Source organism: Hymenobacter sp. IS2118 (assembly GCF_000715495.1).
GTDB lineage: Bacteria > Bacteroidota > Bacteroidia > Cytophagales > Hymenobacteraceae > Hymenobacter.
The window spans coordinates 84,643-109,609 of record NZ_JNLX01000084.1 but is presented as its reverse complement, the minus strand read 5'-3'; the positions used below and the strand labels follow the sequence as shown (position 1 = coordinate 109,609).

The following is a 24,967-nucleotide window of genomic DNA, read 5'->3' as shown; positions in this document are numbered from 1 at the left end:
GCCACGGCCGGGGTTTAGCGCCATGCCCGTCCAAATTTAACTGTCAGACGCTGAAAGTCGCCCACCGCGCAGCAACCGACTCGCCCTGCCTTACTTGCAGCCGTTTTATTTAGTCCAATGCCAGTCCTACCCCCTCCTTCCCTGCAGCCCGGCCAGCGCGTGGCCATCGTGAGCACGGCCCGCAAAATAACCGCCGCCGAGCTGGCACCCGCCATCGCCACCCTCCAGAGCTGGGGCCTGGAGGTGTTACTGGGGGCAAGCATTGCCGGCGAGCACCACCAGTTTGCCGGCGACGACGCCCTGCGCCGCCGCGACTTCCAGCAACAGCTCGACGACCCCAGCGTCCGGGCCATTCTCTGCGCCCGCGGCGGCTACGGCACCGCCCGCATCGTGGACGACCTCGATTTCACCGGCTTTGCGCAACAACCCAAATGGGTGGCCGGCTTCTCCGACATCACGGTCCTCAACAGCCACTTGCTGGCCCTGGGCCACGCCAGCATCCACGGCGTAATGCCGGTACTGTTCCATCAGGCCGGCGGCGAAGCGGCGCTGGAAAGCCTGCGCGGGGCGCTTTTTGGCGAAACCCCGCTGCCATTGGAAGCGCCGACGCACCCGCTCAACCGCCCCGGCACCGCCACCGGCGAGCTGGTGGGCGGCAACCTGAGCTTGCTGCACACCATCACCGGCACGGCCTCGCAGGCCAGCTTTGCGGGCCGCATTCTATTTTTGGAGGACCTCGACGAGTACCTCTACCACATCGACCGCATGCTGCTGCATTTGCACCGCAGCGGGCAGCTGGCAGGCCTGGCCGGGCTGGTAGTGGGCCACTTCTCGCAGATGCGCGACAATGCCATTCCCTTCGGCAGCGCCGCCGAGGAAATCATCAATTCCTACGCGCAGCGGTATGATTTCCCGGTGGGCTACGGCTTCCCAGTGGGCCACGAGGCTGATAACCGGGCGTTGGTAGTGGGCCAACAGGCGCGGCTGGAAGTTACTCCGGCGGGCGCCCGCCTGGTGTTGGAGTAGGTTTCAGAACCGTTTACGAATTTGGATTTGCCCTGTTGAGAATTCCCCTGGCTACACCCTGGCGCCGCTTCCGCCGCAGGGCAAGGGAGTGGGAAAAGCGACAGACTGCGAAGCGCCCGTTACCTTCGTGGCGCTTCTTTTCTCCCCATGCACGTCATCCGCGACCTGGCCCAATTTCCATTTCTTGCCAATGCAGTCGTCACGAGCGGCACGTTCGATGGCGTTCATGTGGGGCATCAGCGCATTCTGGCGCGGCTGCGCGAAGTAGCGCGGGCCAGTGGCGGGCCGTCGGTGGTTATCACCTACTGGCCGCACCCGCGGCTGGTGCTGGGGCCGCCCCCGTCGCACCCCGAGCTACTGGAACTACAGCTGCTCAACACGTTGAATGAGCGCATCGACAAGCTGGCCGAACTGGGCGTCGATTATTTGCTGATTGTTCCTTTTACTAAGGAATTTGCGCAGTGGACGTCGGAAGAATACATTCAACAGCTACTGCTGAAAACGGTGGGTGCCCGGCAGCTGGTCATCGGCTACGACCACCGGTTTGGTAAAAACCGCGAGGGCGGGTTCGACTACCTCCGCCAGCACGCCGACCGCTACGGCCTGCGCGTGGAAGAAATTGCGCGCGAAGACGTGGACGCCGTGGGCGTGAGCAGCACCCGCATTCGCCAGGCCCTGCGGCAGGGCGACATTGCTACCGCCAACCGCTATCTGGGCTACCAATACCCGCTCACCGGCACGGTGGGGCACGGCCAGAAGCTGGGCCGCACCATTGGCTACCCCACTGCTAATCTTACTATTACTGAACCCCTAAAACTGGTGCCGGCGCGTGGGGTTTACGCGGTGTGGGCCACTACGGCGGCGGGCACGCGCCACCCCGCCATGCTGAGCATCGGGCTCCGGCCCACCATCGGCCACGACCTGGCGCAGACCATTGAGGTGAATCTGCTGGACTTTAGCGGCGATTTGTACGACCAGCAGCTGACGCTGGAGTTTGTGGCCTGGCTGCGGGGCGAAGAAAAATATGACGGCCTGGGCGCGTTAACCGCCCAACTGGCGTTGGATGCCGAGGCCACGCGCGCGGCGCTGGCCTGACCTTTGTCTCCATTTATCTCTAACCTATTATTAATGAAGCAACTATTTTTGATTGTGTTGTGCTGCTGGCTGGGTGCTTGCGGCACGGCTCAGGCCCAGGGCAAGCTGAAAGGGGTGGTCCTGGATTCGGTAACCCGCGAGCCGTTGGCCTTCGCCAGCGTGTTTCTGGCCAACACCACACTGGGCGTAACCACCACCGAGCAGGGCCAGTTTGAGTTTGCCCGAGTGCCGGCCGGCACCTACGACGTGGTGGGCTCTTACGTGGGCTACCGCCTGGGCAAGGAATCCATCACCGTGGGCCCCACGGCGCAGGAAGTGACGCTGCAGCTGGCCCCGACCGGCAACCAGCTGGGCGAAGTGGTGGTGAAACCCGCCCCCAACAACCCCGAACAATACCAGAAATTCACCGAGCTGTTCCTTGGTGGCACGTCGTTTTCGGCCCAGTGCCGCATCAGCAACCCCGACCAGGTGCAGGTGGTCTACGACGACTCGACCAAGGAGCTGAGCGTGCGGGCCAAAGAGTTTGTGCAGATTGATAATGAGGCGCTGGGCTACCGCCTTAAGTACTATGGGCTTGACTTTTCCTTTGATGAAGAGTCGGGCGCCATTTCGTACTTCGGCCAGCCGGTGTTTGAGGAAATGAAGCCGCGCGACGACAAGCAGCGGCGGCAGTGGCTGGCCAATCGTGCCATGGCCTACCGGGGCTCGTTCATGCACTTTTTGCGCAGCACCTACAATGGTCGCCTCAAGGCCGAAGGGTTTCTGACCCAGCAGGTGCAGGTGGTGGCCAACCCCCGGTTTGAAATGGCCGAAAGCCTACGCCGCACCTTACTGGAGAGCAAGCCCAACGGCCCCTTTACGGCGGCCGAAGAGGATTCCCTGACGAAGTGGGACCGCATGGTGCCCGCCGTGGCCACCCTCAACCCCGAGCCGCAGCCCATCGATAGCGTGCGCCGGGTTTCGGCCGACGGGCGCCGCACCTACCTGCGCTTTACCGGCGAATTGCAGGTGGCCTACTTCGGCGAAGCGCCCGACCCGCGCTACAAGCGCCGCATGTCGCCACTGGGCAACTCGCGCGTCTCATACCCGTCCAAGCGCCAGGTGTCGCGCCTCAAGCTGCGCGGCCGGCAGGCTGAGATTCAGCCCAATGGCTCACTCATGAACCCGCTGGACGCTTATAATGGCGAATACTGGGGCTTCGAGCGTATCGGGGAATTCCTGCCCGTCGACTACGTGCCACCAAGTGCATCGGCCGCGCCTACCAGCGCCAAGTAGCCGGGCGAAAGAGCCAATCTGAGGCGTTGTAGCGCAGTTTTGATTCAACCAATACCTGATGAGTATGCGCTTCTACCCGGTGCTGCTGCTGTTTATCGCACTGATTTTGCCGCCAGCATCAGCCTTCGCTCAGGCCAGTATCAGCGGCGTGGCGCAGGACTCGGTGACGCGCCAGCCGCTGGCCTTCGCCAGTGTGTTTTTGGCCAATACCACGCTGGGGGTGACGACCACGGAACAGGGAAAATTCGTTTTCCCCAGCGTACCGGCCGGCACCTACGACGTGGTGGGCTCCTACGTGGGCTACCGCCTGGCCAAGCAAACGGTGACGGTCGCCGCCGTACCCCAGCAAATCACGCTGCGGCTGGGGCCGTCGGCCAACCGGCTGGGCGAAGTGGTGGTGCGCGCCGACCCCAACCGCCAATCCAATTACCGTGTGTTCGTCGATTTATTTCTGGGCCGCACCTCGTTTTCGCAGCAGTGCACCATCAAAAACCCCGACGAGGTAGTGGTGGATTTCGACACCCCAAAGAACACCCTGACGGCCTCCTCTGCCAATTTCCTGCAAGTGGACAACAAAGCACTAGGCTACCGCATCAAGTATTTCGGGCTCCGGTTCTCCTGCGATTTTACGGCGCGGGTCCTCCAGTTTTACGGCGAGCCGGTGTTTGAGGAGATGGCCGCCCGCAGCAAGGGCCAGCAGCGCCGCTGGGAAGAAAACCGGGAGAAGGCCTACCGCGGCTCGCTCACCCATTTTTTGAAAAGCGTGCGCGACGACCAGGTGAGTGCCAACGGGTTTCTGGCCCAACGGCTGCGCGTGGTGCCCAACCCCCGCTTTGCTCGCATCGACAGCCTGCGGCAGCGTTTGCTGCGTGCCCGCGGGCTGGGCAGTGAGATTTCGCCGGCGGAAATCGATTCATTGAACCGGTGGCGCGACGAGCCGCGCCAGTTTTCCATGCTTTACACTGCCCCGCGGCCCATCGACAGCCTGTGCCGAAAGAGCGACGACGGCAGCCAAACGTTTTTACGGTTCCGGGATTTCGTGCAGGTCACTTACATCCGGGAGGCGCCCGACCCGCTGTACCGCCGCTCGTTATCCCCGCTGGCCACGGCGAAAAGTGACGCCAACCAGGTATCGCAATTGCTACTGCGGGTGCCCGAAACGGAGATTAAGCCCAACGGCCACTTAGCGAATCCGCTGGCCGTATTTGCCGACGAATACTGGGGGTTCGAAAAAATGGGTGAATTTTTACCCCTGAATTACCTGCCGCCGGCTGCTGTGCCCGGTCCCTAACCTCCCACCCATGATAAACAAAACCGTTTCTAACGCCCAGGAAGCCCTCCAGGGCATTGCCGATGGCATGACACTGATGCTCGGCGGCTTCGGCCTCTGCGGCATTCCCGAAAACTCCATTCAGGAGCTGCTGCGCCTCGGCACCAAAAACCTCACCTGCGTGAGCAACAACGCCGGCGTCGACGACTTCGGCATTGGCCTGCTGCTGCAAACTAAGCAGGTGAAGAAGATGATTTCGAGCTACGTGGGCGAAAACGCGGAGTTTGAGCGCCAGCTCCTGAGCGGCGAGCTGGAAGTGGAATTGATTCCGCAGGGCACGCTGGCCGAGCGCTGCCGGGCGGGCGGCGCGGGCATTCCGGCCTTCTTCACTCCCGCCGGCTACGGCACCGAGGTGGGCGAAGGCAAGGAAGCCCGCGAGTTCAACGGCAAAATGTACCTGCTCGAAACCGGCCTTATCGCCGATTTCGCCTTCGTGAAAGCCTGGAAAGGCGACACCGCCGGCAACCTGATTTACAAAGGCACCGCCCGCAACTTCAACCCCATGATGGCCACGGCCGGCAAAATCACGGTGGCCGAAGTGGAAGAGCTGGTACCCGCCGGCGAGCTTGACCCCAACCAGATTCACACGCCGGGCATCTTCGTGCAGCGCATTTACCAGGGCCAGCACTACGAGAAGCGCATCGAGCAGCGCACCGTGCGGCAGGGATAAAATACCCGTTTTAGACTGCCTGAGTTACTTATTTCACGGTTGTTGATGATGAGCGGTATGAAGAAAAACACTTTTGCGCTACTGCTGCTGCTGAGCGGCTACGGGGCTGTTGCTCAGGTAGCGGCCCCGGTGGCTAAGGCCCGGCGGCCTAATGCTGCACCAGCAGCAGCTGCGGAGGCGATTGATACCCGGCGCATTGATGAGCTGCTGGCCCGGTACACGGCCGACGTGGGCACACACGGCGCGTATGGCCCATTGTCGCTGCCGACGGCCAAAGGCTCCATCCGCCGCTACGACAAGCGCGTGCCCGGCACCATTGCGCTGGTGCTGCGCGATGGCAAAGTGGTGTATCGCAAAGCATTTGGCGTGGACAATATGTTCACCCAGACGCCGCTGCGGACGGATGCCATCGTGCGCATTGCTTCCCAGACCAAGGCCATCACCAGCGTTGGGCTGATGCTGCTTTACGAGGAGGGCAAATTCCAGCTCGACGACCCCATTTCGAAGTATCTGCCGGCTTTTGCCAACCCCAAAGTCCTGGCTACTTTCAACGCCAAGGACTCGACTTACACTACGGTGCCGGCCACCGGCGAAGTCACCATCCGGCAGCTGTTCACGCACACGTCGGGCATCAGCTACCCGGTGATTGGCTCGCCGGAGGCACGGGCCATTTACGCCAAAGCGGACATTCCGAGCGGCATTGGCACGCCCACGGGCTCGCTGGCGAAATCTATGGACGCCTTGGGTGCCCTGCCGCTACTGCACCAGCCCGGCGAGCGGTTCAGCTACGGACTGAGCGTGGACGTGCTGGGCCGGCTCATTGAGGTGCTCTCGGGCCAGCCGCTGGATAAATATCTGCGCGCCCGCCTGTTCGAGCCGCTGAACATGCCCGACACCTGGTTCTACCTGCCCGCCAACAAGAAGAACCGCCTGGCACTACTCTACACCGAGAACGCGGCCAAAAAAACCGTACCCATGGAACCTCGCGACGGCATGTTTCCGGACTATCCCAAGGCGTCGGGTGGCACGTATTTTTCGGGCGGCGCAGGCCTCTCGTCCACTATCGACGACTACGCCCACTTCCTGCAAATGCTACTCGACAACGGCACCTACAACGGCCGCCGCCTGCTCAAACCCGCCACCGTGGCCCTGATAACCCAGAACCAGATGGGCGCCGTGAGCCAGGGCGGCAACAAGTTCGGCCTGGGCTTCAGCATCGTGAGCGCCGAAAACGCGGCCCGGCAGCCCGGCGGCTTGTCCGAAGGCGCGTATGAATGGGGCGGCATCTTCGGTACCACGTATTGGGTCGACCCCAAAACCAAGCTCGTGGCCTTGATTTACACCCAGAAATACCCCAACAGCACGGGCGGCGACCTGGCCAACAAATTCAAAACCGCCGTTTACCAGACCTTTGTATCGGAACAAAATAAATAACGAACGGTCATGCTGAGCGCAGCCGAAGCATCTCTACCGCGCAACTAATCAATTTAAGTAGTGCGGTAGAGATGCTTCGACAAGCTCGGCATGACGCCTTTTTTCATTCCCACCCACAAATCCGCATCATGCTTGACAAACACGGCATCGCCAAAAGAATAGCCCAGGAAGTGAAAGACGGCTCCTACGTCAACCTCGGCATCGGCATTCCCACGCTGGTGGCCAACTACATCCCGGCCGGCATCAACGTGGAATTGCAGTCCGAAAACGGCCTGCTGGGCATGGGGCCCTTTCCCACGGAAGACCAGGTGGACCCCGACCTCATCAACGCCGGCAAGCAGACCGTGACCACGCTGCCCGGCTCCAGCCTCTTCAGCTCCGCCGATTCGTTTGGCATGATACGCGGCGAGCACGTGGACCTCACCATCCTCGGCGCGATGGAAGTATCGGAGCGCGGCGACATCGCCAACTGGAAGATTCCCGGCAAAATGGTGAAAGGCATGGGCGGCGCCATGGACCTGGTGGCCTCAGCCAAAAACATCATCGTGGCCATGCAGCACGTGGCCAAAGACGGCAGCAGCAAGCTATTGGCGGAATGCACGCTGCCCATCACCGGCCTGCGCTGCGTGAAGAAAATCGTGACCGAGCTGGCCGTACTCGACGTGACGCCCGACGGCTTCGTGCTGCGCGAGCGGGCCCCCGGCGTGAGCGTGGCCCAGATTGTGGCCGCCACCGCCGGCACGCTGGTAATCCCCGAAGGCGAGGTGCCCGAAATGCAGGGCGTGTAGTGGCGCGGCAGCGCGTAGTTTTGGAACAACCGGACCCAGCTTGTAATCAGTCAGGTAACTGCTCAGAAGTAACCGTGGTGTCTAAGCCGTCATGCCGAGCGCAGCCGAGGCATCTAGCTCGCTTCGTTGAACGGTGCGGGCGAGATGCCTCGGCTGCGCTCGGCATGACAACCTCAGCAAAATATGCCTGCTTCCACACGACTATTTGCTTAATACTTCGGCTGGTAAGTGAGCCACAACCCTATGCCGTGGGCCTCGCGAGAAGCAAGGTCGTTGGGTTTAAATTGGTTGCCAATTAGCCCAAAATCAGCTTCCAGCCGCACAAACACTTCCTGTTTGTAAACCGCAGCCTCCAAGCCCAGCGGAATAAATAGCTGCCACTGCAGGTAGTTTTTGCCGCGCAGGTAGGGCAGTTGCGTGGTTTTGGTTTCCCGCCGCAGCACCTGGCTGTTTTCAACAACCAACGTGGTGCTGTCCCAGCGCGGTTGGTAGCCGTGCACAGCGGCGATGCTCGCCTGCCCGTGCAAACCGGCCAGGAAATGCAGCCGGTCAACTAGGCGAAAGCGACGGTTCAGGCCCAGCGTGGCGCCCAGAAATTGCTGCTGCTGCGTCAGGGAATACCCGTTGGCTTTATAGGTAAAGCTGTTCGGGTTGTCGGGCGAGGGCAAGAATTCCTCGTTACCGATAAATGCGCCCGAAAGCTTCATCCGACGGCTGAGTACCAGCCCGGTTTGCACGGTGTAGTGGCGCCAGAAATGCGAGCTTGCCGCCGGCTTGTGGAATTCGGCCGTGAGGTAGCGCATAGGCACCCGTTGAATTGGTCCTCCCCCGTTGCCGAGGCTGGTGTAGACAATGCCCTCTACGAATTGCTGATAGGTGTACGGGTCCTGCAAAAACCGCCCCAGCGCCAGAGGAGTACCCCCGACGGACTCTATTTCAAATACCCGGTAGCCGAGGCTGTAATTCTTGAGTTGCAGCCCTTGGGCTTTTGCGGGCGGGGCCAGCGCCAGGCAGGTGAGCAGAATAAGCAGCAAGCGCATAGTAGAGAAAGGAGCAGGTTGGCCGCGACCTGGAATAGTGTTGTTAAGGAAGCGTAATCGCGCAACTACACCGCCAAGATAGGGCATTTTAGAGCCGTTGCCGAGTTCCTTACTGAGCCTTTTCGCCCGGAAAACCGTTACATGGTCACGCAAAAGCTGCTGCCGCTTCTGGCAGCCGCATCTTTGTGGTTCTGTTTCGATACATTCTTTGATTACCTATGGCCACTTCTTCTAACGGCAAAGCTGCTGCTTCCTCCGATAAAAACACGCTTAACAGCGCCTCCGCAAAAAAAACTGATAAGCCCGCCGCCGAAGTGCTGGCTCCCACGCCCGCCGCGGCCCACCGGCTGGTGCTACGCACCCTGCGCCGCTCCGACTTCAAGGCCGTGAAGGAAATTATGGACAAGGTGTACTCCAACATGGAGGGCGCCTGGGCCGCCGACGAGTTTTCGGCCCTGCTGCGTAAGTTTCCCGAAGGCCAGATTGGCATTGAGGACAACGGCCGGCTGGTAGCGGCAGCGCTGGCCATTATTGTGGAATACAGCGACTTCGGCGACAAACACACCTACGCCAAAATCACGGGCCTGGGCAAGTTCGACACCCACAACTCCGATGGCGACACCCTGTACGGCGTCGATGTATTTGTGGACCCCGAGTACCGCTCGCTGCGCCTGGGCCGCCGCCTCTACGACGCCCGCAAGGAGCTGTGCCAGAACCTGAACCTGCGCGCCATGGTGGCCGGTGGCCGCATTCCCGGCTTTGCCGCCTACGCCAGCGAGATGACCCCGGCCAAGTACGTGGAGAAGGTGCGCAACAAGGAGCTGGTCGACCCCATCCTCACGTTCCAACTCAGCAACGAGTTCTACGTGCGTAAAATCATTCGCGGCTACCTGCCCTACGACTCCGAATCGAAGGCCTACGCCACGCTGCTGGAGTGGATTAACGTGTACTACGAGGAAGAGGAAAAGCTCATCGGCAATACCAAATCCAACGTGCGCATCGGCATTGTGCAGTGGCAGATGCGGGCCACCACCAGCCTGGAAGACCTGTTGCAGCAGATTGAGTTTTTCGTGGACACGGTGAGCGGCTACAAGTCCGACTGCGTGATGTTCCCGGAGTTTTTCAACGCCCCGCTCATGGCCCTCACCAACGAGGACTCGCCGGCCGTGGCCATCCGGGCCATGGCGGCGTTCACGGAGCCGATTAAGGATAAAATGATGGAGTTGGCCGTGAGCTACAACATCAACATCGTGGCCGGCTCGATGCCCGTGTACGAAAACGAGAAGCTGCACAACGTGGCCTACCTCTGCCGCCGCGACGGCACCGTGGACGAGCAGTACAAGCTGCACGTGACGCCCGACGAGGCCAGCTACTGGGGCATGCGCGGCGGCGACAAGCTCAAGAGCTTCGACACCGACTTTGGTAAAATCGGCATTCTGGTGTGCTACGACGTGGAGTTCCCGGAGCTGGCCCGTATGCTGAGCGACGAGGGCGTGAAAATTCTGTTCGTGCCCTTCTGGACCGACACCAAAAACGCCTACCAGCGCGTGCGCATCTGCGCCCAGGCCCGCGCCATCGAAAACGAGTGCTACGTGGCCATCACCGGCTCGGTGGGCAACCTGCCCCGCGTCGAGAACATGGACATTCAGTACTCACAAAGTGCCGTGTTCAGCCCCTCCGACTTCGCCTTCCCGCACGATGCCATCGTGGCCGAAGCCACGCCCAACACGGAAATGACCCTCATTGCCGACCTCGACCTGAACCTGCTTAAGGACCTGAACACCAGCGGTGCCGTGCGCAACCTGCGCGACCGGCGCCACGACCTGTACTCGCTGAGCTGGTCGGTAAAGAAAACCGAGCGCGACGAGGAGCTGCTGGACCAGGGCGCTGACCGCGCGCCGCGGGTGAGCCGCCGCAAAGCCATCGCGGCCGGTTAATTGCCGCCGTACCGTGAAACTCAGCCCCTGGCAGCACGCGCTGTCAGGGGCTTTTTTTGGTGGCAGCAACGCGGCATTACTCCTTACATTTGCCAGTAAATCCCTTCTTCCCCGCTACCCGATTTCATGAAAACCATTCTTCTTGCGCTGGCTGCTACCTTGAGTTTGAGTCAGGCCCAGGCCCAAAAGCCGCTTCTGCCCATTGCAGCGTCAACATTTCAGCTGGAGCAGGGCACCACGGCAGCGGATGGCCAGCGCACGGGCAAGTGGAATTTTTACACCCGCCAGCAAGAGCTGGAACTCACCTTCGACTACGACTCCAGCCGCATTGCTTTCCTGCGCCCCGATACCACGCGCTACCTCGTGGACCCGGCCGGGCAGGCGGCCTGGGAGGCCAAAATAATGGCCCGCCCCCCGCATATTTTGGGCAGTACCGATGCGCGGCTGAACCAGCTGCAACGGATGTTGCGCTACCCGGTAAGTGCGCTGCGCCAGCAATTGCAGGGCTCCGTGCTGGTGGCTTACACCGTGGATGCCACTGGCCACACGCGCGACTTCAGCATCGAGAAAAGCCTGAGCCCCGACTGCGACCAGGAAGTGTGGCGGGCCTTGCAAACCCTGCCCGACAACTGGATACCTGCCGTGCACCTGGGCCGCCCCACGGCCGCCCGCTTCTTCCTGGCTGTGAAATTTGAGATAACGGACGAGGCCAAGCTGGCCCGCCAAAAGCGCTTGGAAGCCCGCCAGGCCAAGCTGGTGGCCGAAGGCGCGCCCCTGCCGGCCCCGGTCCCCGGCAAGCCCCGCTACGTGAGCGAAGTGACCGTAACGGCCGTAGGCGTCGAGCGTCAGGCCGACAATTTTCCGACCGGCGGCACTCCTGGTGGCCGGGGGCGCGGCTGGTGAAAACCGTTACACAATCCGCGCTTAACCCTTGTTAGGCAGTAAATTATAGGATATTTTTTGAACTGAAAACCCCCGTTGCGCATCCATTCCCAATAGGATGCGCAACGGAGATTTTCCATCCCGGCGAATCGAAGAACATCTAGCTGACTACAACGGCCCGCGCCGCCAGCAGCCGGAGCAGCTCGGCTTCGAGGGCGGGCACCGAGGCCGCGAGCTGCTCGTAGGAGTCGATGATGAAATACACGTCCTGCATCCGGTCTTTCACGTAGGGCGTGGCCAGAATTTCGGCCACGTCGAAGGGCCGCCGGGCCGGACCCTCGCTGAGGCAGAACTGGGTTTCGCCGGCCGATGAGAGAATGCCGGCCCCGTAGATGCACAGGCTGCCACCTTCGGCAATCAGGCCAAACTCGACCGTGAACCAGTACAGGCGCGAGAGCAGCTCGATGGCGTAGGGGTCGTGGAGGTGGCGCAGGGCCAGCGTGCCCACGGCCTGCAGGAAATCGGCAAAAAAAGCGTCCGTCAGCAGCGGCACATGGGCAAACACGTCGTGAAACATGTCGGGCTCTTCCAGGTAATCGAGCTGGGCCGGGGTGCGCAGCCAGGTGGTGGCCGGAAAGCGCCGGTCGGCCAGCAGCTCAAAAAAGGTGCGGTCGTCGACGATGCCCGGCACGGCTACCAGACTCCAGCCGGTGGCCTGGTCCAGGAGCGGGTTGGTGGCGGCGAAGTCGGGAATATGGTCGGCCTGAAAGTTGATGCGGGGTATTCCTTCGAGAAAGCGGCGGGAGGCTACAGCGGGCAGTACCTGCATCTGGCGCTCAAACAGTGTGCGCCACACCCACTGGTCGTCGGCGGTGTAGCGGGCATAGTCCTGAACTAGGGAAGCGAAAGCGGGCGCAGGGGAATCGAGGTGCATGAAACAATAAAAGGGTACAAAACAGCTAGCAAACAAGTAAGCCGGACAATTTGATTTTGTTCCGACGACCTTATTACCGGGGCTGCATTCACTTGCAGCGGAAGCAACGAGCCTGACACGAAACCCCTAACGGGCGCCTAAGGCAGTTTCCAGGTTGACGCTCAAATTTTTAGTTCTTCATTTTTAATTCTGTTCATTCCGCCCGCTTTTCCTCTCCTACGCGCCGCCCATGGCCAGGTGGGCGTGGTCGCGCAGGATGGTTTTCAGGAACGGTACGTCCTGCAGGTCGGTACGGATGCCGGTGAGGGCCTTCACCTTATTGGCCAACTCGTTGATTAGCAAATAATTTTCCTGCTTAGTGCCTTGAAACAGGAGCTTGCGCACGAGGGCCACGTCCTGGTCGGAGAGGGCGGCGGCTTGCAGGAATACGGGCTGATAGCCGGCCAGGCCAGCCAGGTCGGCGGCCTGGGGCGAGCCGTAGGTGGGCCGCTTTTTGAGGCTGATGACGGTGGTGCCGGCGGCAAGGTCGCCGATGCGCTGGCCGCGGCCATTGAGCAAAATAGTAATCAGGGCCCCGGCGCCAAACGTCATAACGACTTCGATGGGCCGCAGCAGCCAGCGCAGCACGTAGTCGCCCACGCGGGCCCGGCTGCCATCGAGGCGCACCACGCGCAGGTGGCGGGCTTTTTTGCCCAGGGTCTGGCCGTTGAAAAACACCTCGCAGGCCAGGAAATAGAACACCGTGGGCAGCAATATCAGAAACGTCCCTACCTGGCCGTCGCCGGCGATGTTCAGCTCCCGGTTCAGCACGCTCCAGGCAATGAACCAGGTAATATACAGACCGTAATCGATGATGGCCGCTACGATGCGGTCGCCCACACTGGCTATTTCGTACTCCAGGCTAACATTTTGGGTGGTTTGGATGCGAATCGTACTCATATCGTCGGGATAATGCGGGGCGAACCGGGCAGGCAATTCGCCCCGAAAATTACGCCATCAGCATCGTTTTTGGTAGCGCCCGTGGCCGTAAAACTCGCAAATGGCTCACGCTGCTACCCACCGGTTGGCTGGTGGGAATGCGCCGGCAGCCGGGCGCCGCCCCAAAAAATAGCCGGAGCCCGATTGGTTGCGGCTGGTTGCGGCACACTACCTTTAAGGCCCTAACCTTGCCCCATGCGCGAAGCTCTTTTTCTGCGGCAAAACCAAGCCCGCTGGCAGCAGTACGAAACCCAGCCGGCCGCCAACCCCGACGAGCTGGCCACCCGCTTCGTAGCCCTGACCGACGACCTGGCCTACGCCCAAACCTTCTACCCCGACTCGCCCACCACGGCCTACCTCAACGCCCTGGCCGGCAAGCTGCACCAGGCCATCTACAAAAACAAAGCGGAGGCGCGGGGTCGCTTTGGGCAGTTCTGGGCGCTGGAGCTGCCGTTGGTGGTGGGCCGCCACCACGCGGTATTGGCCTGGGCGTTGGCGTTTTTTGCGCTCTGCACGGCCCTGGGCGCGCTCTCGGCAGCTTATGACGACACGTTTGTGCGCTCCATTCTTGGCGATGGCTACGTGAACCAGACCCTGGAAAACATCCGCAAAGGCGACCCGATGGCCATTTACAAGAGCCAGGATTCCACGTCGATGTTCCTGCAAATTACCTTTAATAACATCCGGGTGGCGCTGCTCACCTTCGCCATGGGCATTACGCTGGGCTTGGGCACGGGCTACATGCTTTTTTATAACGGGCTGATGCTGGGTGCGTTTCAGCAGTTTTTTTACGAGCAGCACGTCCTCAAAGCTTCCGTGCTCACCATCTGGATTCACGGCACGCTCGAAATCTCGTCCATTGTGCTGGCCGGCGGCGCGGGGTTTGTGATGGCGCGGGGCCTGCTGTTTCCCGGCACCTACAGCCGGGCCGAGTCGTTTCGCTACGCCGCCCGCGAAGGCGGCAAGCTGGCCACGGGCCTGGTCCCGATTTTCGTGCTGGCGGGTTTCCTCGAAAGCTTCGTGACGCGCCACACCGAAATGCCCGTGGCCGCCAGCCTGGCCATTATTGGCGGTTCGGGGGCTTTTATCTTTTGGTATTTCGTGTGGTATCCGCGGCAGCTGCGGCGCCGCATTTCACCGGGCATCACTTCAGAGCCCACTCGTTCTTAACTTTCTTTCACCTTCCTCCTTTTTTTGCATGCGCTCCAATTTTACCCAGGAATCCGATTTTCGCCAGCAGCGCGACTTCGGCCAGAAAATAACGGCCACGTTTGAGTTTATCGGCGCGCATTGGCGGGAGTTGGGCCGCGCCCTGCTCTTTATCGTGCTGCCGGCGGCCATTCTTCAGGGCATCCTGTCGGGCCTCATGCAAAAAGAATTGCTGCTCAGCGGGGTGAGCCAGACGCAGGTAGAAGGTGCGGCGGGCCGAATGGCGGGCGGCCTGGCAGCCTTCACGCAGGTAACGCAGTCGCCCTATTATTCGGCTTCCATTCTGGCGGGCGGCATATTTTTGGTTCTGATGGTGCTGACCGTTTACGTGTACATGAACCTTTGCCTGCGGCCCGGGCCATTTCCGGAGCCAATTGGGGTAGCGGCAGTTTGGGCCGGGGTGAAGGCGGAGTTTATCAGCTCCTTCCTCTCGTATTTTGGCCTCCTCATCGTGGTAATTATTGGAATGTTTTTGCTGGTGGTGCCGGGCATTTACCTGTCGGTGGCCCTGAGCATTTTTTTCGTGGTGAAGGTGGTGGAAAGCACTGGTTTTGGCGCCACGGTCAGCCGTTCGCTGCGGCTCACGCGCGGCAAGTGGTGGTCTACGCTGGGGCTGATGTTCGTCATGTCGTTGCTGCTGGGCGTGTGCAGCACCGTTGTCGGGGCCGTTATTGGCGGTATTGTGGGCGGCATCGGCGGCGCCCTGGGGCTGTACAAATCCGGAGAAGCGAGTGAGATTGCCGGCGTATTCGCCGTGCTTGTTTCTTCACTGGGAGCCCTTTTTTACCTGGTTATCTATCCGCCGCTGCTCATTGCCCTGGCCTTTCAATACTTCAACCTGGTAGAACGCATCGACGGTGTGGGCCTGCGCAACATGGTGGGCCAGCTGGGCCAGACGCCCGTTCCGGTAGCCAATGCGGCCTACCGGCCCGATGAGGAAGGCGAATACTAATTTTTCAGTTAACGGTGAGCAGTTATCAGTGAGCAATTTTGGAGTAGTCTGTTTCTTTACAACTCATCAATAAAAGCCAAACGTCGTCTGTCATGCTGAGCGCAGCCGAAGCATCTCGCTCGCTTCGTTAGGATGGACTATTCAACGGTGCGGTAGAGATGCTTCGGCTGCGCTCAGCATGACAGACGTTATTTATTTTCAAAAGCAAACCTCACTGTTAATTGCTCACTGCTAATTGTTAACTGCCATCAAAGTGTCATTTCTTACTTATTGGTTGCGGGTGCTGGTGCTGGCGGCGTTGTGCGGAATGCCGGCCGCCTTCGCGGCCGTACCGCCCGACCAGTCGGTGAGTACCCGCCCGCTGCCCCTGGAACAGGGCCCGGCGCCCCGTCTGCGGCGGCCCGATGCCGCCCGGCTGCAGGAGCTGCGCGGGCAACGCGAGTTCCAGTACGTGGAGCCGGTGAACCGGGCCGAGCAAAGCGCCTGGGAAGCGTTTAAGGCGCGGCTGTGGCAGGCGGTGGCCAAGTGGCTGGCGAGCCGCAGCTACAGCCACTTCTGGCGCTGGGTTTTCTACGCGCTGTTTCTGGTGGTGGGGGTTTTTGTGGTGCTCAAGCTGATGCAGATTGATATTACGGCCATGCTGGGCCGCACGCCCCGGCGCGCGTCGCTGGCCTACGACACGGCGGCGGAAAACATTCACGAGGTAGATTTTGCTACCCGGCTGGCCGAAGCCGAGGCCGCCGGCAACCTGCGCCTGGCCGTGCGCCTGGGCTACCTGCAGCTTCTCAAGACGCTTTCCGACCGCGGCCTCATTCAGTGGCAGCCCGATAAAACCAACCAGGCCTACCTCGCCGAGCTGGCCCCCAACGCTACGCTACGCGAGGACTTCCGGGAAATAACCCGGCAGTTTGAATTCGTGTGGTACGGCGAACTGGCGCTGTCCAACGCCCTGTACGAGCAGGTGCGCGGCCGGCACCGCGCCTTTCAGGGCCGGGTAGCCGGCTCCACCGTTCGCCACCGCGCCGCCTGATACGTTCCTTCACTCCATGACTTCTACATTTCGCTGGTATTTGGTGGGTTTGCTGGCCTTGTTCGGGGGCTACGTGGCGCTGGAATATTACCGCCCCAAACCCATCAACTGGCAGCCGACGCTCATCAACAAGGATAAAATTCCCTACGGCACCTACGTGCTCTACGACCAGCTGCCGCGCCTGCTCGGCACCGACTCGGTAGAAACCAGCCGTCTGCCCATCTACAACCAGCTCACGGGCCTGGGCCTGGACGTAACCGATGCCCTGGCCCAGGCCGAAACCATCCCAGTGGTTGATACTCAGGAAGAAGCCGATTCCGACACAATTACCACGGCCGAAAATCCATCCTTGACCGACGAAGACGAGGCCATTCCGGTGCAGGAACAAACGGCTACCGATTCGAGTGTAAGGGAGCCTGATGGCGATTTTTCGGAAGAGACCGATGCCAACGACCTTACTAACAGTGCGGAAACCGACGAGCCCGCTGAGGCCAGCCCGGAAGACGACGAAAGCGACGCCGATAATTCGCTGGCCGCAAAGGTGAGCGACGTGCGGGCCAACTACCTGTTCGTGAATACCAGGTTTGCCGCGGGCAAGGCCGACGCCAGCGCCCTGCTGGACTTCGTGGGCAAGGGCAACAGCGTGTTCATCGTGGCCGAGGAGTTTGGCGATTCCACTTCACTTTTCCTGAAAAAGCTGGGCATCCGTACCCGCATCGCGAAGCTGCCGGTGCACGCCGGGCCCCAGGGCCTGCCCGTGCTCGATTCGGTGACGGTGCGCTTCACCAATCCGGCGTTGGCCGGGCCGCGCTACCGCCTGCCGGGCGCCGATGCCAACGTGCGGTTCGTAGTGGATTCGGGCAAAGTGGGCCAGGCCTTGGCCGTGGACGCTGAAGGCCGGCCGCTGCTGGTGCGGTTGCGGCACGGCAGCGGCTACGTGTATTTCTGCTCGGTGCCCATTGCCTTCACCAACCAGTTTCTGTTGCGGCCCGCCACCGAGCAGTTTGCCGCCACGGCCCTCTCCTACCTGCCTGCCCGCCGCACCTGGTGGGACGAGTACCAGAAGCAGGGCCGCGTGGGCAATCAGTCGCTGCTGCGCATCGTGAACGGCAGTGAGGCCCTGAACACGGCTTTTTACGTGCTGCTGGCCGGCGGGCTACTTTTTGTACTTGTGGAGGCGCGCCGCCGCCAGCGCATCATTCCCACGCTCAAGCCGCTGCCTAATACCACGCTGCAGTTCACGCGCACGGTGGCCAGCCTCTACCGCCACGGCAGCAGCCACGCGCTGATTGCCGAGAAAAAGGTGGGCTTGTTTCGGGATTACCTCCGTACCCGCTTCCAGGAAACCAATCCCGATTTCGCCGACGCGGACTTTCGCGAGCGGCTCAGCCAAAAGGCCGGCGTGCCCCGCCCCCGCGTCGATGAGCTGCTGCGCATCGTGAACTTTGCCCGCACCGCCCCGCAGATGACCGACCAGCAGTTACTCTTGCTCAGCAAGGCACTGAGTGATTTTAAGCAGGAAGCTCGATGAATATTTAACTGATGTTACGCCGCCCAGACGCCAACCTCACCCCCTAACCCCCTCTCCCCAGGAGAGGGGGGACTGGTTTTTAGTCTTAGCTTCTAGAAATTAGATTTTTTGAACTAGTGCTAGTTCCCCCTCTCCTATGGAGAGGGGGCTAGGGGGTGAGGTTGGCGTCTGGGCTGCGTTACATCGGTTAAACAGTTGCTTCCGCGTGAGTACTTGATTCACACAGACCTGCCCTTGGTTTGCGTTAATGCCCCCTACACACTCAGCTATTAATTGGCTACGCCAGCACGTTATAAATGGAAAACGAAAACACGTTTCAAGCCCCCGAAAACCCCGATTCCGCCGCAGCTCCGGCGCCGGCCGAAGCTTCGTTCGCACCGCGCACCGACTTCGCCCGCCTCACGGCTCAGACGGATGCTATCCGCGCCGAAATCGGTAAAATCATTGTGGGCCAGACCGATTTGCTGGAGCTGCTGCTCACCGCCGTGCTGGCCGATGGCCACGTATTGCTGGAAGGCGTGCCCGGCGTGGCCAAAACCCTGATGGCCAAATTGCTGGCCCGCACCCTGGAAGTGCCTTTCAGCCGCATTCAGTTCACGCCCGACCTCATGCCCTCGGACGTGCTGGGCACGTCGGTATTCCGGCAGAATAAGTCAGAATTCGAGTTTCGGCCCGGTCCTATTTTCGCCAGCATCGTGCTGATTGACGAAATCAACCGCGCGCCCGCCAAAACCCAGTCGGCCCTGTTTGAGGTGATGGAGGAGCGCACCGTGACGCAGGACGGCACCGCTTACACCATGAGCGAGCCCTTTCTGGTGTTGGCCACCCAAAACCCCATCGAGCAGGAAGGCACCTACCGCCTGCCCGAAGCCCAGCTCGACCGTTTCCTCTTCAAGTTGCACGTGGGCTACCCCACTTTGGCCGAAGAAGTGCAGATTCTGAGCGGGCACCACGCCGGCCGGGGCAGCACCCACCTCGAAGCCGTACAGCCCATTCTCTCGGCCGCTGACTTGCAGGCCCTGCGCCAGCAAGTGCGCCAGCAGCGCGTGGAGCCCAATATTCTGGAGTACATCGCCAAGCTCGTGGGCCAGACGCGGGCGCACAAATCATTGTATCTGGGCGCTTCGCCCCGCGCCTCGCTGGCCTTGCTCAACGGGGCCAAAGCACTGGCCGCCCTGCGGGGCCGCGACTTCGTAACGCCCGAAGACGTGCAGTTTCTAGCCCCCAGCGTGCTGCGCCACCGCATCATGCTCACGCCGGAGCGCGAAATGGAAGGCGGAACCCCGGATGAGGTGGTGAAGCAGATTATGCAGTCGATTGAAGTACCGCGGTGAGGAAAATTAAAAATGAAGAATTAAAAATTAAAAAAGGGCCGCCGGCATGAAAGATGAAAACCCTGTATTAGTGAAGAGCTACGCGTTTTCCAAGCGCGTAGTGCTACTCTATAAACTGCTTCTCAAGAATAAACAGCCCCGTTCTGTAGCCGACCAAATACTGCGCTGTGGCACTTCTATCGGAGCAAATATTGAGGAAGCTGTGGGCGGATTTTCGCGGCGCGACTTTGCAGCTAAGTGTAGTATTGCTTACAAAGAGGCCCGCGAGGCGCATTATTGGTTACGGCTGTTGCGCGACACCGAATGTCTCGAGCCCAATCTTGCCGCATCAATGATTGACGATGCTGAGGAGCTAAAGCGCATTCTGGCAGCCATCATTATTTCGACAAGACTCCCGCAGGAATGAGTGTTTGTTGCTATTTTTTGTTCTTATTGTCAGTTCATTACGCCAAAGCGTTATGTCGATTATTTAGGATGGGCTACGATAAACCCGACGATTTTTAATTTTTAATTCTTCTTTTTTAATTGACTCTCTTCCTAACCAAGCGTTTTTTTCTACTCCTCGCCGGCCTGGCGTTCGGGCTGGTGGTGGCGTTTTTTCTGCCGTGGCTGCTGGGGCCGATGCAGATTGCATTGGGCGTGCTGGTGGTGCTGGTGCTGCTCGATTTGCTGCTGCTTTATATGCCGGCCAAGAACAACGCCGCGCCGGTTTTTGCGCGGCGCGTGATGGGCGAGAAACTTGCCAACGGTTCGGAAAACGACATTCAGATTTACATCGAGAACGGCTACCGGTTTCCCATCCAAACGGAGACGATTGATGAGATTCCGCACCAGTTTCAGCGGCGCGACGTGCTGTTTCAAACGAGCATTAAGCCGGGCGAAACCCAGATTATCAACTACCAGCTGCGGCCCGTGAAGCGCGGCGAATACGAGTTTGGGGCGGTGAATATTTACGCCGCCTCGCCGCTGGGACTGGTGCGCCGCCGCTTCCGCTACGACCAGAACCGGGTGGTGCCAGTGTACCCCTCGTTCCTGCAGATGCGGCAGTACGAGCTGCTGGCCATTCATAACCGGCTGACCGAAGTGGGTGTGAAACGGATTCGCCGCATGGGCCACAGCCTGGAATTCGAGCAAATCCGGCCTTACGTGCCGGGCGACGACCCGCGCAACATCAACTGGAAAGCGACGGCCCGCCGCGCCGGAACCGGCGCCACCGACGAGCTGGTGGTGAACCACTTCCAGGACGAGCGCGCCCAGCAAGTGTACTGCCTCATCGACAAAGGCCGGGTGATGCGCATGCCCTTCGACGGCCTGAGCTTGCTCGACTACGCCATCAATGCCACGCTGGTAGTCAGCAACATTGCCCTGCTTAAACACGACAAAGCTGGCCTGCTCACGTTCTCGAACCGCCCTGGCGCCACGCTGGCGGCCGACCGTCGCCCCGGCCATCTGCTCAAGCTGCTCGAAATTCTGTACCGCCAGAAAACTAAGTACCTGGAAACCGATTTTGAGCTGCTCTACGCCACGGTGCGGGCCCGCATCAAGCAGCGCAGCCTGCTGGTGCTGTTCACCAATTTTGAGACGTTGCACGGCATGCAGCGCCAGCTGCCCTACCTGCGCCGCCTGGCCAAAGACCATTTGCTGCTGGTTATTTTCTTCGAAAACACCGAGCTGCGCGAGTACCTCGACGCCCCGGCGGCCACCACCGAAGACGTGTATAACCAGACCATTGCCGAAAAATTCGCCCAGGAAAAGCGCCAGATTGTGCTGGAATTGCAGCGCTACGGAATCTATTCCCTGCTCACCGCCCCTAAGGATTTAACCGTAAACACCATCAACAAATACTTAGAATTCAAAGCCAGGGGAATGATATGAGGAGATTGACACCGGCACTGGGGCTGTTTTGGATGCTCGCGCTGGCGCTGCTGGGGCAGGGGCCGGCGCTGGCCCAACTGCCGCAGAAGCCGCACAACCTCATGCCCGTGCCCGCCGAAATGCGCTGGGGCCAGGGCCGGCTACCCCTGAAAAAGCCGCTCAGGCTGCAGCTGGAAACCACGACCGACCCGGCTTCCGTGACCGCTGCCGCCCGCCGCTCGCTGGCCCGTATGCAAGGCCCCGCCGAACCGGCCAGCGGCCCGCTGCTCCAAATTCGCTACGGCCGGCTGGGAAGTCCTGAGCTGTTTGAGGAGGAGCGCTACAGCCTGCGCGTGACACCAATGGGCGTGACCATCGACGCGCCCACCAGCCTGGGCGTGCTGCGGGCGCTGGCCACGTTGGAGCAGCTGGTCGTGACCGATAAGCGCCAACGCTACCTGCCCGAAGTGGATATTCAGGACCAGCCCCGCTTTGCCTGGCGCGGGCTGCTGCTCGATGCGGCGCGGCACTTTATGCCAGTAGCCGTTATCAAGCGCAACCTCGACGGTATGGCGGCGGTGAAGCTGAACGTGCTGCACTGGCACCTTACTGATGACCAGGGCTTTCGGGTGGAGAGTAAGGTATTGCCGCGCCTGCACGAAGTGGGCGGCGCCGACGGCTACTACACCCAGGCCGAGGTGCAGGAAGTGCTGGCCTACGCCGCCGCACGCGGCATTCGGGTGCTGCCCGAATTCGACGTGCCCAGCCACGCCACCAGCTGGATTGCGGCCTACCCCCGGCTGGCTTCCAACGACTCGATTTACGGCGTTTACCGGAGCTTCCGCACCTCCAACATTGCTATTGACCCCACGCGGGAAACCACCTACTCGCTGCTCGATTCGCTGTTTACGGAGATGACGGCGCTGTTTCCGGACCCGTATTTCCACATTGGTGGCGACGAGAACGACGGGCGGCAGTGGCGGCGCAGCCCACGCATCTCGGCCTTTATGCGGGAGCGTGGCATGGTGAAGGCCGACGGCAAAACCGTGGACAAGCACCTGCTGACCACCTACTTCAACCGCCGGGTGCTGGCCATGCTGCAAAAGCAGGGCAAAATAATGGTGGGCTGGGATGAGATTCTCGGCCCCGACCTGCCCAAGGAAATTGTGATTCAGAGCTGGCGCGGCAAGAAATGGCTGGATGATGCCGTGAAGCAGGGCCACCCCTCCATTCTTTCGGAGGGCTACTACCTCGACCTCAACTACGGCGCCGCTGCCCACTACCTGCCCGACCCGTTACCCGCCGCCACTACCCTCACGCCCGCGCAGCAAAAGCTGGTGCTGGGCGGCGAAGCGGCCATGTGGTCCGAATTTGCCGATTCCGTCATCCTCGAATCGCGCATCTGGCCCCGCGCCGCGGCCGTGGCCGAGCGGTTGTGGTCGCCCCAGGCCAGCACCCAGGACGTGCCCGACATGTACCGCCGCCTGGGAGCCGTTTCGGTGTTTCTGGAAACCGTAGGGCTGCGCCACCGTAGCGCCCCCAAGCTGCTGCTGGCCGAAATGGCGGGTACGGGCAACGTGGCCCCGCTGCGCACCCTGGCCGAAGTAATAGAGCCGGTAAAAGAGTACAAGCGCCATTTTCAGGGCATGGTGTACACGCCCCAAACCCCGCTCAACCGCCTGGTTGATGCCGCCCCGGCCGAATCGGAGGTGGCCCGGCGCTTCGGCGTACTCGTGGACAGCGTGCTGCTGACCGATGCCCGCAAACCGCCGCTTTCCCCGGTACCGCTCCGGCAGCTGATGCGACTGCGGGCCCAATTGCTGCAATGGCAAGCCAACGACCAGCAGTTTCAACTGCTGCTGGTGCTGAACCCGGCGCTGCGGGAATACGCGCCACTTTCAACCCAGCTCTCGGCCATTTCCACCCTCTTGCTGGAGCGCATCAACCAACTACAAGCCAACCAAATACCATCGGCTGCGTGGCTGAAAGCGGCGAGTGCCACGCTCAAAGCCGCGCAGGCGCCGGCCGGTCAGGCCGAGCTAGCCCTAATTCCAGCCGCGCGGCGGCTGGTGGGTATCTGATTAGTTGTCAGTGGTTGGTTGTCAGTGGCTGGTCATGATATTGCCGCAGCACTAATAACCGACAACCAACAACTGACAACCAATTCCCTGCTTTTGATTTGACTATTTCCCCGAAGCTGCGCAATACCTTTCTCCGCCTCGCCCTGTTGCTGGCCATCGCGCCGTTTCTGCTGCTGACGGCCTATAATCAGCCGTTCTTCGATGATTTCCGCAACGCGTACTGGACGCGGGAGCACGGCATGTGGGGCGTGCAGCAATACCTGTTCAATACCTGGACCGGACGCTTCACCTCCACGTTTTTCATGACCGTGCTCAACCCTGTCACCTACGGGTGGCTGGGGGGCGTGAAGCTGGTGGCCGCAGGGCTGTTTGTGGCACAATGGGCCAGCATTGCCCATTTTTTCAGGGCGCTGCTGCATACGGCGCTACGGGTTTCGTTTTCCTGGGGCGCTGCTTTTTGGGCCTCCGGCTTGCTCATGGCGCTGTTATGCAATGGCGCGCCGGCGCCGTTTTCGTTCCTGTATTGGTTTTGCGGCGCCGTGGCCTATCAGATTCCCTTGATTGGGCTACTGAATTTCACCGCCCTGGCGCTGCGGGCTGGCTGGGGGCCCGCGCCGGCCCGCTGGCGCTACGCCGGGTTCGCCTGCCTGCCACTGGTTTTGGCCCTGGTGGGCAATGAGTTGACGCTGGTGCAGGCCGTGCCGGTGCTGGCGTTGCTAGGCTACGCGCTGCCAGCGGCGGCGCGGCCCAAATGGTGGTTGTGGCTGGCCATCGGCGGGCTGGCTACTGCCGTGGCCGTGGCTGCGCCCGGCAACTGGCTGCGCGCTCGCGCCATGGCCCCCGAAGATGCCCTGCAATCGTACCGCTGGCTGGTGCTGCTGCCGCGCACGGCTTATTCCGCCCTGCTTTTTCTGGCGCGGCCCATCACGGTGTTGAGCGTGCTGGCGGCGGCGGCGGCGGGAAGCTGGCTGGGCTGGCAACACCGCAGCGCGGCGGTACGGCTAGCGCGCCGCACCTGGTGGGCGGTACTGGCGGCCTTCCTGGTTTTAAACGGCATTGGATTTCTGCTGTTTCGCTACCTCATTGTCGGCGCGCCGTTGATGCGTGCCCAGAACGAGATTTTGCTCGTCATGCTGCTTTCGGTGGCGGCGCTGGCCTGGCTGGCAACCCGGCACTTCTCAGCGGCAGGTTTCAATATACCGTGGATTTTGCACCGTGAAGGATTGCTGGTGCTACTGACGGCGGGCCTGTTCGGGGCCGGGCATGTGTCCGAAGCCTGGCGGGAACTGCTGACCAGCGCGCCCGCTTTCGACGCGCAAATGCGGGCGCGCTTTTCGGTATTGCGGGCGGCTCAGGTGGCCCGCACGCCCGTGGTGGTGCTGCCGCCCCTACGCCTGCCGTACGGGCACGTACTTGTTCCACTACGCCAGTTCAGCACTTTTATTGAGTTTGATATCGACCTCACAACCGGCTGTGAAGGCAACATCAACGGCGTGATGGAGCGCTATTTCCAGGTTCCGGACGTGTGTTGCCAGCCTACTACGCCCGCCCTGCCGACGCCGGAATAAACGCCCGGCGGCGGGACTT

Annotated in this window: 21 protein-coding genes; 18 read left to right on the top strand and 3 right to left on the bottom strand. The window is 61.0% G+C overall.

Annotation, left to right across the window (positions count from 1 at the left end; translation table 11 throughout):
* Nucleotides 1–117: 117 nt before the first annotated feature.
* From GM79_RS07410 to GM79_RS07380, 7 genes are all read left to right on the top strand, one after another.
* Nucleotides 118–1,026 (top strand): LD-carboxypeptidase, encoded by a 909-nt coding sequence (locus tag GM79_RS07410; RefSeq protein ID WP_035561528.1) that lies wholly within the window; start codon nucleotides 118–120, stop codon nucleotides 1,024–1,026.
* 147 nt (nucleotides 1,027–1,173) lie between these two features.
* Nucleotides 1,174–2,121: a bifunctional riboflavin kinase/FAD synthetase gene (locus GM79_RS07405; protein WP_035561525.1), complete on the top strand. Its 948-nt coding sequence runs from the start codon at nucleotides 1,174–1,176 to the stop codon at nucleotides 2,119–2,121.
* Nucleotides 2,122–2,154: 33 nt separating this feature from the next.
* Nucleotides 2,155–3,396 (top strand): carboxypeptidase-like regulatory domain-containing protein, encoded by a 1,242-nt coding sequence (locus GM79_RS07400; RefSeq protein WP_035561521.1) that lies wholly within the window; start codon nucleotides 2,155–2,157, stop codon nucleotides 3,394–3,396.
* Between the two features lie 64 nt (nucleotides 3,397–3,460).
* Entirely contained in the window at nucleotides 3,461–4,687 is a 1,227-nt protein-coding gene (locus GM79_RS07395) for a carboxypeptidase-like regulatory domain-containing protein (RefSeq protein ID WP_035561518.1), read from the top strand.
* Nucleotides 4,688–4,697: 10 nt separating this feature from the next.
* Entirely contained in the window at nucleotides 4,698–5,396 is a 699-nt protein-coding gene (locus tag GM79_RS07390) for a CoA transferase subunit A (RefSeq protein ID WP_035561514.1), read from the top strand.
* A 57-nt stretch (nucleotides 5,397–5,453) separates the two neighbouring features.
* Nucleotides 5,454–6,830, top strand: a complete 1,377-nt coding sequence (locus GM79_RS07385) for a serine hydrolase domain-containing protein (protein ID WP_035561642.1) — start codon at nucleotides 5,454–5,456, stop codon at nucleotides 6,828–6,830.
* 128 nt (nucleotides 6,831–6,958) lie between these two features.
* Complete coding sequence (locus tag GM79_RS07380) at nucleotides 6,959–7,618, top strand: 3-oxoacid CoA-transferase subunit B (protein ID WP_035561511.1); 660 nt, start codon at nucleotides 6,959–6,961, stop codon at nucleotides 7,616–7,618.
* 209 nt (nucleotides 7,619–7,827) lie between these two features.
* Here the strand turns inward: GM79_RS07380 and GM79_RS07375 are convergent, their stop codons facing one another.
* Entirely contained in the window at nucleotides 7,828–8,658 is an 831-nt protein-coding gene (locus GM79_RS07375) for a hypothetical protein (protein ID WP_035561508.1), read from the bottom strand.
* A gap of 398 nt (nucleotides 8,659–9,056) precedes the next feature.
* Between GM79_RS07375 and GM79_RS07370 the strand changes: the two genes are divergently transcribed.
* Together GM79_RS07370 and GM79_RS07365 are read left to right on the top strand one after the other, a co-directional pair.
* Nucleotides 9,057–10,595, top strand: coding sequence for a GNAT family N-acetyltransferase (locus tag GM79_RS07370; protein ID WP_410471176.1), 1,539 nt, complete (start codon nucleotides 9,057–9,059; stop codon nucleotides 10,593–10,595).
* Nucleotides 10,596–10,721: 126 nt separating this feature from the next.
* Nucleotides 10,722–11,498, top strand: a complete 777-nt coding sequence (locus GM79_RS07365) for an energy transducer TonB (protein ID WP_035561505.1) — start codon at nucleotides 10,722–10,724, stop codon at nucleotides 11,496–11,498.
* Between the two features lie 139 nt (nucleotides 11,499–11,637).
* On the opposite strand, the gene phhA is transcribed toward GM79_RS07365, so the two are convergent.
* Both phhA and GM79_RS07355 read right to left on the bottom strand, forming a co-directional pair.
* A complete protein-coding gene (phhA, locus tag GM79_RS07360; RefSeq protein WP_035561502.1) occupies nucleotides 11,638–12,411 on the bottom strand; it encodes a phenylalanine 4-monooxygenase in 774 nt (257 codons plus the stop codon).
* A gap of 216 nt (nucleotides 12,412–12,627) precedes the next feature.
* Nucleotides 12,628–13,350, bottom strand: coding sequence for an RDD family protein (locus GM79_RS07355; protein ID WP_035561636.1), 723 nt, complete (start codon nucleotides 13,348–13,350; stop codon nucleotides 12,628–12,630).
* 234 nt (nucleotides 13,351–13,584) lie between these two features.
* Here GM79_RS07355 and GM79_RS07350 point away from each other — a divergent pair, with 234 nt between their 5' ends.
* The 9 genes from GM79_RS07350 to GM79_RS07310 all read left to right on the top strand — a co-directional run bounded on the left by GM79_RS07350 (nucleotide 13,585) and on the right by GM79_RS07310 (nucleotide 24,948).
* Nucleotides 13,585–14,559, top strand: a complete 975-nt coding sequence (locus tag GM79_RS07350) for a stage II sporulation protein M (protein ID WP_035561499.1) — start codon at nucleotides 13,585–13,587, stop codon at nucleotides 14,557–14,559.
* A 28-nt stretch (nucleotides 14,560–14,587) separates the two neighbouring features.
* Nucleotides 14,588–15,550, top strand: a complete 963-nt coding sequence (locus GM79_RS07345) for a hypothetical protein (RefSeq protein WP_035561496.1) — start codon at nucleotides 14,588–14,590, stop codon at nucleotides 15,548–15,550.
* Between the two features lie 253 nt (nucleotides 15,551–15,803).
* Entirely contained in the window at nucleotides 15,804–16,580 is a 777-nt protein-coding gene (locus tag GM79_RS07340) for a DUF4129 domain-containing protein (protein ID WP_152559886.1), read from the top strand.
* Nucleotides 16,581–16,596: 16 nt separating this feature from the next.
* The gene (locus GM79_RS07335; protein WP_035561491.1) at nucleotides 16,597–18,111 is read left to right on the top strand and encodes a DUF4350 domain-containing protein; all 1,515 of its coding nucleotides are present in this window, start codon (nucleotides 16,597–16,599) and stop codon (nucleotides 18,109–18,111) included.
* A gap of 296 nt (nucleotides 18,112–18,407) precedes the next feature.
* Nucleotides 18,408–19,445, top strand: coding sequence for an AAA family ATPase (locus GM79_RS07330; RefSeq protein ID WP_081867614.1), 1,038 nt, complete (start codon nucleotides 18,408–18,410; stop codon nucleotides 19,443–19,445).
* A gap of 46 nt (nucleotides 19,446–19,491) precedes the next feature.
* Nucleotides 19,492–19,851, top strand: a complete 360-nt coding sequence (locus GM79_RS07325; protein ID WP_035561487.1) for a four helix bundle protein — start codon at nucleotides 19,492–19,494, stop codon at nucleotides 19,849–19,851.
* Between the two features lie 119 nt (nucleotides 19,852–19,970).
* Complete coding sequence (locus GM79_RS07320) at nucleotides 19,971–21,320, top strand: DUF58 domain-containing protein (RefSeq protein WP_035561484.1); 1,350 nt, start codon at nucleotides 19,971–19,973, stop codon at nucleotides 21,318–21,320.
* Nucleotides 21,317–23,380 carry a beta-N-acetylhexosaminidase gene (locus GM79_RS07315; RefSeq protein ID WP_081867613.1) on the top strand — a complete coding sequence of 688 codons (2,064 nt, stop codon included), beginning with the start codon at nucleotides 21,317–21,319 and terminating at the stop codon, nucleotides 23,378–23,380. The genes GM79_RS07320 and GM79_RS07315 overlap by 4 nt, the downstream gene beginning before the upstream one ends.
* A 98-nt stretch (nucleotides 23,381–23,478) precedes the next feature.
* Nucleotides 23,479–24,948: a hypothetical protein gene (locus GM79_RS07310; RefSeq protein WP_035561478.1), complete on the top strand. Its 1,470-nt coding sequence runs from the start codon at nucleotides 23,479–23,481 to the stop codon at nucleotides 24,946–24,948.
* Nucleotides 24,949–24,967: the final 19 nt, after the last annotated feature.